At 73.7% G+C, this 10,304-nt stretch carries 9 protein-coding genes; 7 read left to right on the top strand and 2 right to left on the bottom strand.

Annotation, left to right across the window (positions count from 1 at the left end):
- Positions 1–214: 214 nt before the first annotated feature.
- On the bottom strand, positions 215–946 hold the full coding sequence (locus ACIO9J_RS33120) for a VIT1/CCC1 transporter family protein (RefSeq protein ID WP_402007733.1): 732 nt from the start codon (positions 944–946) through the stop codon (positions 215–217).
- Positions 947–1,269: 323 nt separating this feature from the next.
- Here ACIO9J_RS33120 and ACIO9J_RS33115 point away from each other — a divergent pair, with 323 nt between their 5' ends.
- Genes ACIO9J_RS33115 through ACIO9J_RS33085 form a run of 7 tightly spaced genes read left to right on the top strand, consistent with a single transcriptional unit; the run spans position 1,270 to position 9,032 of the window.
- Entirely contained in the window at positions 1,270–2,289 is a 1,020-nt protein-coding gene (locus ACIO9J_RS33115) for an ADP-ribosylglycohydrolase family protein (protein ID WP_402007731.1), read from the top strand.
- Positions 2,286–3,530 (top strand): ADP-ribosylglycohydrolase family protein, encoded by a 1,245-nt coding sequence (locus ACIO9J_RS33110; protein ID WP_402007729.1) that lies wholly within the window; start codon positions 2,286–2,288, stop codon positions 3,528–3,530. The genes ACIO9J_RS33115 and ACIO9J_RS33110 overlap by 4 nt, the downstream gene beginning before the upstream one ends.
- On the top strand, positions 3,514–4,722 hold the full coding sequence (locus tag ACIO9J_RS33105; protein WP_402007727.1) for an ADP-ribosylglycohydrolase family protein: 1,209 nt from the start codon (positions 3,514–3,516) through the stop codon (positions 4,720–4,722). The genes ACIO9J_RS33110 and ACIO9J_RS33105 overlap by 17 nt, the downstream gene beginning before the upstream one ends.
- A complete protein-coding gene (locus ACIO9J_RS33100) occupies positions 4,719–6,110 on the top strand; it encodes an ADP-ribosylglycohydrolase family protein (protein WP_402007725.1) in 1,392 nt (463 codons plus the stop codon). The genes ACIO9J_RS33105 and ACIO9J_RS33100 overlap by 4 nt, the downstream gene beginning before the upstream one ends.
- The gene (gene rbsK, locus ACIO9J_RS33095) at positions 6,107–7,018 is read left to right on the top strand and encodes a ribokinase (protein ID WP_402007723.1); all 912 of its coding nucleotides are present in this window, start codon (positions 6,107–6,109) and stop codon (positions 7,016–7,018) included. Before ACIO9J_RS33100 ends, rbsK begins: the two co-directional genes overlap by 4 nt.
- The gene (locus ACIO9J_RS33090; RefSeq protein WP_402007721.1) at positions 7,015–8,202 is read left to right on the top strand and encodes a CaiB/BaiF CoA transferase family protein; all 1,188 of its coding nucleotides are present in this window, start codon (positions 7,015–7,017) and stop codon (positions 8,200–8,202) included. Before rbsK ends, ACIO9J_RS33090 begins: the two co-directional genes overlap by 4 nt.
- Positions 8,199–9,032, top strand: a complete 834-nt coding sequence (locus ACIO9J_RS33085) for an HpcH/HpaI aldolase/citrate lyase family protein (RefSeq protein ID WP_402007719.1) — start codon at positions 8,199–8,201, stop codon at positions 9,030–9,032. Before ACIO9J_RS33090 ends, ACIO9J_RS33085 begins: the two co-directional genes overlap by 4 nt.
- Before the next feature lie 75 nt (positions 9,033–9,107).
- On the opposite strand, the gene lgt is transcribed toward ACIO9J_RS33085, so the two are convergent.
- Positions 9,108–10,094 carry a prolipoprotein diacylglyceryl transferase gene (gene lgt / locus ACIO9J_RS33080; RefSeq protein WP_402007717.1) on the bottom strand — a complete coding sequence of 329 codons (987 nt, stop codon included), beginning with the start codon at positions 10,092–10,094 and terminating at the stop codon, positions 9,108–9,110.
- Between the last annotated feature and the right edge of the window lie 210 nt (positions 10,095–10,304).

Here is a 10,304-nt window from a genome sequence, read left to right as displayed (position 1 = left end):
CGGAAAGCGGATAGCTCATTCCACCATGTGGACACCGCCCGCTGAGGTGGGGAGCGGCGGAGTGGGGACCTTTGCGGACAGATCGATGACCGGAGGCCCGGCGCGACACAGGCCTCATTGCCCGCAGCGCTTACGGCTCATGCCCGGTGTTCAAGGAATCGAAACCGCTGAGTAACGGCTACTTATGCAGTCCCTTGCATAAGTCCGCGTCGCCTCATCCTACGGCCGTACCGAACAGACTGCCCAGGACGTACGTCACACCCGCCGCCGCGCCGCCGAGCGCGAGCTGGCGCAGACCGCTGAACCACCACGACCTCGCCGTCACCTTGGCCACCACGGCGCCACAGCCGAAGAGCCCGATCAGCGCGAGCAGCAGCGCGGGCCACAGCACGGTGGCCCCGAGCAGATAGGGCAGCAGCGGAAGCAGCGCGCCCAGCGCGAACGCGCCGAAGGACGAGACCGCGGCGACGACCGGCGAGGGCAGGTCACCCGGGTCGATGCCGAGCTCCTCGCGGGCGTGGATCTCCAGGGCCTGCTCGGGGTCCTTGGACAGCTGCCGGGCGACCTCGCGGGCCAGCTCGGGCTCGACGCCGCGGGACTCGTACAGCTCGGCGAGCTCCTTCTCCTCGTCGGCGGGGTGCTTGCGCAGCTCCCTGCGCTCGACGTCCAGCTCGGCCTCGACGAGCTCGCGCTGCGAGGCGACGGAGGTGTACTCGCCCGCGGCCATCGAGAAGGCGCCCGCGGCGAGCCCCACGAGGCCGGTGATGACGATGGTCTCCCGCGAGACCGACCCGCCCGCGACGCCGGTCATCAGGGCCAGGTTCGAGACGAGACCGTCCATCGCGCCGAAGACCGCGGGGCGCAGCCAGCCACCGTTCACGTCCCGGTGGGTGTGGTTGTCGCGGTGTGCCTCGTGCAGAGTCGCTTCGGTCTCGATGATCGCCATGGTGGGCCCCCTCTTGCGTGCTTGGATGCTGTCGAAAGTACGCGCGAAAAAAATCTCCCGCCAGCAAGGAAGGCCGTACTTACCTGCGAAAACGCGCCGCCCGGAGCGCCCCCGCGACCCCCTGGAGGAAGCCTGCGGAAGCGACCTCGCGGCGGGCGAATGAGTGATCTGAGCTCAGGTGCGCTCGTGTGAGCACCCCGCGTGGCAGAGATGCAGCAAGCACCCGCGGCAGCACGGCACGCGCGGCAAGCACGGCACGGACGGCACGCACGGCACGCACGGCACTCGCGGCAAGCACGACGAAGCACATAGGGAGGCACGGCATGGCGGCCACCGCATGCGTTCCCTCGGTCCCGCAGCCCGGCGACGCGGACGACCTCCGCGAGCGGGCACGCGGCGCACTGCTCGGCCTGGCGGTCGGCGACGCGCTCGGCGCACCCGCCGAGAACATGAAGCCGTCCGAGATCCGCCGCCGCTGGGGCCGCATCACCGGATACGTCGCCGAACACCCGGCCGGCACGGACGACACCGAGTACGCGATCTTCTCCGGCCTGCTGCTCGCCCGGCACGGCTCAGCCCTGACCGTCGCGCACGTCGAGACCGCCTGGCACCAGTGGATCGCGGACCTGGACGAGGGCCCGTTCCGCGGCGCCGGGTTCAGCGAACGCGGCACCCTGGAGAACCTGCGCAGGGGCCTCGCGGCGCCGATCTCCGCCCAGCACCGGCACGCCTGGAGCGACGGGCTCGCGATGCGGGCCGCGCCCTTCGGCGTCTTCGCTGCGGGCCGGCCGCACGAGGCGGCCCGCCTCGTCGCGATCGACGGCTCGGTCAGCCACGACGGCGAGGGCATCTACGGCGGCCAGGCGGTGGCCGCCGGTGTCGCTGCGGCCATGGCGGGCGCACGGGTGGACGCCGTGGTCGCGGCGGCGCTCGACGCGATCCCCGACGACTGCTGGACGTCGCGTTCGCTGCGCCGCGCGGTGGCGGTCGCCGGACGGGGCGAACGCGCGGTCCGCTCCGCGGTGGTGATCGGCGGCTACCCCTGGACCGACCTCGCCCCCGAGGCGGTGGGCCTCGCCTTCGGGGCGTACGCGGTGGCCCGCGGCGACTTCGCCACGGCCGTCCTGACCGCGGTCAACATGGGCCGCGACGCGGACACGACGGCGGCGGTGGCGGGCGCGCTGGCGGGCGCCACGTGCGGCGCCTCGGCGATCCCCCCGCCCTGGTCGGCCGAGATCGGCCCGGCCAGGGGCAGCTGCCTCCCCTCGATGCGGGGCCACCACGTACTGGACATCGCGGAGTTGCTGACACCGGACGCGGACGAAGGGAGGGCGGCGAGATGACTCCTGTGGGCAATCGTGCCGCGGGGCGGCGCGGGTGGGCACAGGCCCCGGTACCGAGCACCGCTCAAGGGGGCACCAAGGCGTCGCAGACAGAGGGCCTCCTACTGGGCCTGGCCGCAGGCGACGCCGCCGGTTGGCCGGCCGCCAGGCACAGAGCCGCCCGCATGCCCGAGTGGACCCGCAGACTGACCCGCGAACTCGACACCTTCGCGGAGCAGAACGCCACGACCACGCTCCCCGTCCCCATCGCCCTGAACCAGCCACCCGAGCCGCTGCGCCTGGGCCCGTCCGACGACGCGGAGTGGGCCGCCTTCACGGCCGAGTCCCTGCTCCGCGCAGCGGACGGCACCCTCGGCGACGAACTGAGCCCGGACCGCCGCACGCGCGCGACCCTGGACCTCGCCTGGAACACCCTCGCCGCCGAGGTCGCCGCGGCGGCGGCCCGCGCTCCCGAGGTCGAATCCGCGGTGCTTCCGCTGCGCGCCCGCATCTCCGTACGCGCGGGCCTCGGCAATCTCGCCGCGGGCCTGCGCCCGCCCGCCACCGGCCACGACAACCCGCACTACTTCGACGACGCCGCCTGCGTACGCGCCTGTGTGCTGGCCCTCGTCCACCCCGGCCACCCCGAACGGGCCGCCGCGCTCGCGGAGTTCGACGCCCGCTACACCCAGGACGGCGACGGGGTGCACGGCGCCCGCGCGATGGCCGCGGCGATCGCGGCCGCGCTCGGCGGCGCCGACGTCGAGGCGACGGTGGACGCCGCGCTCGAACAGCTCCCCGAACACACGGAGATCGGCCGCAACGCGCGGCACGCCGTGAAGCTCGCCCGCGCCGAGGCGCCCCAGGACGACGGCGGCGCCTTCGCCCTCGTACCGCTCCTCGAACATCAGATCGTCGACCACGTCTACAGCTACGGCATCGCCGCCGCCGAGACCGTCCCCGTCGCACTCGCCCTGACGACCGCGGCGCGCGGCCGGATCCGCGAGGCGGTGCCCGCCGCCGCCTGTCTGTCCCGCGTCGCCGACTCCGCGCCCGCCCTCGCCGGGGCACTGACCGGCGCGCTCGGCACGGCCGTCGCGCTCCCCGAGAGCTGGCGGGAGGCCTGCCGCACCCTGTCCGGCTGCGCGCTCCCCCACCTCGCGGGCACCGACCTGGTGGAACTCGCCGGGCAGTTGAGCCGCGCGGAACCCACGGAACTGGCCACTCCAGGTGGACAATTCCGACATGACGCCCACACATAGCATCTCGGAGCCCGGCACTTCAGAACCCGGCACTTCGGAGCCCGGCACCCCGGATCTGGCGGACCGCATCACCGGCAGCCTCGTCGGAGCGGCGGTCGGCGACGCGCTCGGCGGTCCCGTCGAGGGGTACGCCCCCGAGCAGATCGCCGAGCGGCACGGCGGCCGCATCGTGGGCGTCGTCGGCCCCTGGAACGGCGACCTGTGGCGCACCGCCAGGCCCATCGCGCCGTACCACAAGGGCGACGGGCACGTCACCGACGACACCTTGATGACGCACGCGCTCGTCCGCGTCTACGGGACCGTCCGCGATCACCTCGACGCGTACGCGGTCGCCGACCACCTGGTCCCCGACCTGATGACGACGCCCCGCTGGATCCCCGAACTGGAGGCGGAGGCGATCCCCCTCCAGCGGATCTTCCTCGCCGAGAAGTGGCTCGCCGCCCGCCTCCACTACGGTCACGTCGACCCGCGCGAGGCGGGCACCGGCAACATCGTCAACTGCGGTGCGGCGATGTACATGGCGCCGGTCGGCCTGGTCAACGCGGCGAACCCGGCGGCCGCCTACGCCGAGGCGCTCGACGTCGCGGGCGCCCACCAGTCGTCGTACGGCCGCGAGGCCGCCGGCGTCTTCGCGGCGGCGGTCGCGGCGGCCTGCGCACCCGGCGCGACCCCGGATTCGGTGCTCGGGACCTGTCTCGACCTCGCCAAGGACGGGACGCGCGCTGCGATCGATGCGGTGGCCCAAGTGGCCCGCGAACACCGGGACTTCGAGACGGCGCTCGCCCCGCTGCGGGCCGCCGTCGCCCCCTTCGACACGGTGGGTCCCGACTACCGCGCCCCCTCCCTCGGCGCCCGCCGCCCCTCGCGGCTGCACGCCATCGAGGAACTCCCCGTCGCCCTCGGCATGCTCCTGGTCGGCGAGGCGGACTACCGCCGCACGGTCCTCGGCTCCGTCAACTACGGCAGGGACTGCGACTCCATCGCGACGATGAGCGGCGCGATCGTGGGCGCGCTGCGCGGCGAGTCGGCGATCCCCCGCGACTGGTCCAAGACGGTGGCCGAGGCGAGCCGCCTGGACCTGCACGCCCCGGCGCGGGTCCTCACGGAGGTGGCGCAGGAGATCTTCACCCGCGACGTACGCCACCGACGCACCCACGAGTCCGCCTTCGCGTCCCTCACGGCCACGCCATGATCCGCCTGACCTGGGTCCAGCCGGAGGACCTGATCGGCCACGAACTCCACCAGGCGGAACTGGAGGGCCGCGACGTCTCCGCCTTCCGCTCCCGCTGGCTGGCAGCAGGCGGCCACGAGGCCCCACCCCGTGCGGGCGCGACCCCGACACCGGCCCCGGCCCACCTCCGCGCCTTGGCGGAACAACTCCTGGACGAGCTGTCTACGCCGTTGTGGGCAGGCGTTCCGCACGGCGAGTGGGGTCTCCCCTGCTCGAGCGAAGCCGAGAGCTTGGGGAAGGGTGGGCACAACCCCCGGTACCGAGTACCGATCACCGAGGCACCCACCACGAACGGCCTACTCCCACGCCTACACGCCGCCTGGCTCGGCAGAGCCGCGGGCTGCCTCCTCGGCAAGCCGGTCGAGAAACTCGACCTGCCCGGCATCCGCCAACTCGCGAAGGCCACCGGTAACTGGCCCTTGAGCACATGGTTCACGGAAGAAGGCGTCCCACCCGCGCTGAGGGAGGCGTATCCCTGGAACAAACGCTCCGCGAGAACCTCCCTCGCCGAGAACATCGACGGCATGCCCGAGGACGACGACCTCAACTACCCCCTCCTCAACCTCGTCCTCCTCCAGCGCCACGGAAAGACCTTCACCACCACGGACGTGGCGCGACTCTGGCTGGACGAGCTCCCCGCGGGCCGCACCTTCACCGCCGAACGCATCGCCTACCGCAACCTCCTCGACGGCATCGAACCCCCGCACACGGCCACCCACCGCAACCCCTTCCGCGAGTGGATCGGCGCCCTGATCCGCGCCGACGTGCACGGCTGGACCAACCCCGGCGCCCCACGCGCGGCGGCCGAACAGGCCCGCCGCGACGCGACGTTGACCCACACGGCGAACGGCGTGCACGGCGCGGAGTTCGCGGCGGCGACGATCGCCGAGGCGGCGGGCGGACGCGGCGACGTGCACCACTGCCTGCGGGTCGGACTCGACGTCGTACCGCCGGACTCACGGCTCGCCCGCGCCGTCCGGCACGGCATCCAACTGGCCGAAGGCGAAAGGGACTTCGACCGCGTGGTCGACCGGCTGCACGCCGCGCACGCCGGCCACCACTGGGTGCACGTCATCCCCAACGCCGCCCTGCTCGCCGCCGCACTCACCCACGCCGACGGCGACTTCACCGGATCCATCACCCGCGCGGTCTCCGGCGGCTGGGACACCGACTCCAACGGCGCGACCGCGGGGTCCGTCGCGGGCCTGCTGGCCGGCAGCGCGGACCGTGTCCCCGACCAGTGGACGACCCCGCTCAAGAACCGACTGGCCACGTCCGTCGGCGACTTCGACGGCATCGGCTTCGACACGCTCGCAGAACTCACCGCCCGGGAGGCACACCGCTCATGACCCCCACGCCCCACATCGCCGTCCTCGGCAGCGCCAACATGGACCTCGTCGCGTACGTCGCGAAGGCCCCGCAGCGCGGGGAGACCGTGACGGGACGCGAGTTCCGTACGGTCCCCGGCGGCAAGGGCGCCAACCAGGCCGTCGCCGCGGCCCGCGCGGGCGCCACCGTCTCGATGATCGGCGCCGTCGGCACCGACGCCTACGGCGCCCAGCTGCGCGCCGCTCTTGAGCACTCCGGCGTCGACACCGACCTGCTGCGCACCGTCGAGGCGGCGACCGGCACCGCGCACATCGTGGTCGACGACGACGGCGGCAACTCGATCGTCGTCATCCCCGGCGCCAACGGCACCCTGACCGCGCTCGCCCCCGGCGACGAGGGCCTGATCGCCTCCGCCGACACGCTCCTGCTCCAGCTGGAGGTCCCCGTCGAAGCCGTGCTCGCCGCCGCGCAGGCCGCCCGCAGACACGGCGTACGCACGGTCCTCACCCCGGCACCCGCCAGACCCCTGCCGCCCGAACTCCTCGCGGCCATCGACCTGTTGCTGCCCAACGAGCACGAGGCCGCAGCGCTCACCGGCATCGCCGACGACCCCCGGGCGGCGGCCGGAGCGCTGCTCTCCCAGGTCCCCGAGGTCGTGATCACGCTGGGCTCGCGCGGCAGTCTGTACGCGGCCCGGGGCGCCGAGCCCGTCATGGTGCCCGCGCGCCGGGTCACCGCCGTCGACACGACGGGCGCGGGCGACACCTTCGCGGGCACCCTCGCCGTGGCGCTCGCCGAGGGCAACTCCGTGACGGACGCGCTTGGTTGGGCCTCCTCGGCGGCCGCGCTCTCCGTCCAGCGGACCGGCGCATCGGCCTCCATGCCGTACCGCACCGAGATCGACGGCGCAGCGGACCGCGCCTCATGACGCCCCCGCTGACCGGCCTGCGCGTCCTCGATCTGGCCACCCTCTTCGCGGGCCCGCTCGCCGCCACCATGCTCGGCGACTTCGGCGCGGAGGTCATCAAGGTCGAGCACCCCACCCGGCCCGACCCCTCGCGCGGCCACGGCCCCGCCAAGGACGGCGTCGGCCTGTGGTGGAAGCTGCTCGGCCGCAACAAACGCACGATGACGCTCGACCTGTCGACGCCCGGCGGCCGCGACACGCTGCTGCGCCTGGCCGCCACCGCCGACGTGGTCGTCGAGAACTTCCGCCCCGGCACCCTGGAGAAATGGGACCTCGGCTGGCCCGAGCTGAGCGCGGCCAACCCCCGGGTCGTCCTTGCCCGCGTCACCGGCTTCGGCCAGTTCGGCCCGTACGCGCGCCGCCCCGGCTTCGGCACGCTCGCCGAGGCGATGAGCGGTTTCGCCGCGATCACCGGCGAACTCGAAGGCCCGCCGACGCTCCCGCCGTTCGGCCTCGCCGACTCGATCGCGGGCCTCGCGACGGCGTACGCGGTGATGACGGCGCTCGCGGCCCGCGACCGCACGGGCCGCGGCCAGGTCGTCGACATGGCGATCATCGAGCCGATCCTCACCGTCCTCGGCCCCCAGCCGCTCTGGTACGACCAGTTGGGCCACGTACAGGCCCGCACCGGCAACCGCTCCGCCAACAACGCGCCCCGCAACACCTACCGCACGGCGGACGGCACCTGGGTCGCCGTCTCCACCTCGGCCCAGTCGATCGCGGAACGCGTCATGCGGCTGGTGGGCCGCCCCGAGCTGATCGCCGAGCCGTGGTTCGCCTCGGGCGCCGACCGCGCACGGCACGCGGACGTCCTCGACGAGGCCGTGGGCTCCTGGATCGCCCGGCGCACCCGCGCCGAGGTGATCGACGCCTTCGAGAAGGCCGAAGCGGCGGTCGCCCCGATCCAGGACGTACGCGACGTCATGACGGACCCCCAGTACGCGGCCCTGGACACCCTCACCACGGTCGACGACCCGGAACTCGGCACCCTGCGCATGCAGAACGTCCTCTTCCGCCTCTCCGAGACCCCCGGCGCGATCACCTGGGCGGGCCGCCCGCACGGCGCGGACACCGACGCGGTCCTCACCGAACTCGGCCTGACGGAACGGGAGATCACCACCCTGCGCAAGGAGGGCGCCCTGTGACCGCCCCGCACCCCCTGACCTGGCTGTACGTTCCCGGGGACCGGCCCGGCGTGGTGGCCAAGGCGCTCCTCGCGGGCGCCGACGCGGTGATCGTCGACCTGGAGGACGCGGTCGCCCCCGACCGCAAGGAGTACGCCAGGTCGGCCACCGCCGAACTCCTCGCGCGGCCCCAGCCGGTGCCCGTGCACGTCCGCGTGAACGCCCTGGACACCCCGCTCGCCCAGGCCGACCTGCACGCGATCGCCGCGCTCCCCGGCCTCGCGGGGCTGCGGCTGCCCAAGGTCACCTCGCGCGCCGACGTCATCCGGGTCGCCGAACACGCGGCCCCCGCCGACGGCGGCGCCCCGGCCCTGCACGCCCTCGTCGAGTCGGCGCTCGGCCTGGAGCACGCCTTCGCCATCGCCACCGCGCACCCCGCCCTGCACGGCCTCTCCATCGGCGAGGCGGACCTCCGCGCCGACCTCGGCGTACGCGAGGAGGCGGGCCTGGACTGGGCGCGCTCACGGGTGGTGGTCGCGGCCCGTGCGGCCGGTCTCGCCCCGCCCGCCCAGTCGGTCCACCCGGACGTCCGCGACCTCGAAGGGCTCGCCGCGTCCTGCGCCCGGGGCCGCGCGCTCGGCTTCCTGGGCCGCGCGGCGATCCACCCCCGCCAGCTCCCCGTGATCGAACGGGCCTATCTGCCCACCGCCGAGGAGATCGAGCGCGCGGAGGAGATCACCAAGGCGGCACCCACGGACGAGGGAGCCCTCGCCCTGCCGGACGGCCGCTTCGTGGACCGGGCGGTGGTGGAGGGCGCGCGGCGGGTCCTGGCGCTGTCCCGCCGGGGGTAGCGCCGCTCCCCCACGCGCGAAGGGGCCGCCGGATCGGATGATCCAGCGGCCCCTTCGACGTACGGCCCGTGCCCGTCAGCTCTTCTTGGCCGACCCGGCCTCGTCCGCCTTGGCCACGGTCTTGGCCTCCGCGTTGGCCTTCGCCTTGGCGTCCGGCTCGTCCTTCTCCCGCGCGGCTTCCGCGGCCTTCGCTCCGCCGCCGGTCTCAGCGGAGGCATCGTCGCCGTCAACCTCGCCGGAGGCGATCGCGGCCGGTTCGACGATCTCTTCGCGCCCGGGGCGGGTCTTCGCCGAGATCACCAGGTAGACGACCGCGAGGACGAAGACCACGATCGCGGTCCACACGTTGAGGCGCAGCCCCAGGACGTGGTGGGCGTCGTCGACGCGCATGTACTCGATCCAGCCGCGGCCCGCGCAGTACGAGGCGACGTACAGCGCGAACGCCCGTCCGTGCCCGAGCTTGAAGCGGCGGTCGGCCCAGATGACGAGCAGGGCGACGCCGATGCACCACAGCGACTCGTACAGGAACGTGGGGTGGTACGTGCCGGGGACCCGGCCGTCCTCCGCCGAAGTGATCTTCAGGGCCCACGGCAGGTCCGTGGGCTTGCCGTACAGCTCCTGGTTGAACCAGTTGCCCCAGCGGCCGATCGCCTGGGCGAGCGCGATGCCGGGGGCCAGCGCGTCGGCCCAGGCCGGCAGCGGAATGCCGCGCCGGCGACAGCCGATCCACGCGCCGACCGCGCCGAGCGCGATCGCGCCCCAGATGCCGAGGCCGCCCTCCCAGATCTTGAAGGCGTCCACCCAGTCACGGCCGTCGCTGAAGTACAGCTGGTAGTCCGTGATCACGTGGTAGAGCCGACCGCCGACGAGGCCGAAGGGCACGGCCCACACGGCGATGTCGGCCACGGTGCCGGACTGGCCTCCGCGGGCGACCCACCGCTTGTTGCCGAGCCAGACGGCCACGAAGACGCCGATGATGATGCAGAACGCGTAGCCGCGCAACGGAATGGGGCCGAGATCGACCACACCGCGCGACGGACTGGGAATGAAGGCAAGGTCCATGGCAGGTCCGACGCTACCGTGCCGAGCGGCGGGGACGACAACCAGCCCGGCTACGGGTCCATAACAGGAGCGCCCGTCACGGGCCCGCGCTCCGGGCCCGTGACGGCGGCGCCGCTAGGGTCTTTCGTTTGGATCAGGCTGGATCAGGGAGCGGGGTCTGGTGCGTGCGATCGCAAGGCGGAGGAGGGCGGCAACGCGGAGCGTTGGCAA

Origin of the sequence: Streptomyces sp. NPDC087300 (assembly GCF_044744425.1) — a bacterium.
GTDB lineage: Bacteria > Actinomycetota > Actinomycetes > Streptomycetales > Streptomycetaceae > Streptomyces.
This window is presented reverse-complemented; position numbering and strand designations above follow the sequence as displayed.

Excerpts from the sequence above, each read along its gene's own strand:
- ACIO9J_RS33105 (WP_402007727.1), top strand. The coding sequence starts at position 3,514 with ATGACGCCCACACATAGCATCTCGGAGCCCGGCACTTCAGAACCCGGC.
- ACIO9J_RS33115 (WP_402007731.1), top strand. The coding sequence starts at position 1,270 with ATGGCGGCCACCGCATGCGTTCCCTCGGTCCCGCAGCCCGGCGACGCG.
- ACIO9J_RS33110 (WP_402007729.1), top strand. The coding sequence starts at position 2,286 with ATGACTCCTGTGGGCAATCGTGCCGCGGGGCGGCGCGGGTGGGCACAG.
- rbsK (WP_402007723.1), top strand. The coding sequence starts at position 6,107 with ATGACCCCCACGCCCCACATCGCCGTCCTCGGCAGCGCCAACATGGAC.
- ACIO9J_RS33120 (WP_402007733.1), bottom strand. The coding sequence starts at position 946 with ATGGCGATCATCGAGACCGAAGCGACTCTGCACGAGGCACACCGCGAC.
- ACIO9J_RS33100 (WP_402007725.1), top strand. The coding sequence starts at position 4,719 with ATGATCCGCCTGACCTGGGTCCAGCCGGAGGACCTGATCGGCCACGAA.
- lgt (WP_402007717.1), bottom strand. The coding sequence starts at position 10,094 with ATGGACCTTGCCTTCATTCCCAGTCCGTCGCGCGGTGTGGTCGATCTC.
- ACIO9J_RS33090 (WP_402007721.1), top strand. The coding sequence starts at position 7,015 with ATGACGCCCCCGCTGACCGGCCTGCGCGTCCTCGATCTGGCCACCCTC.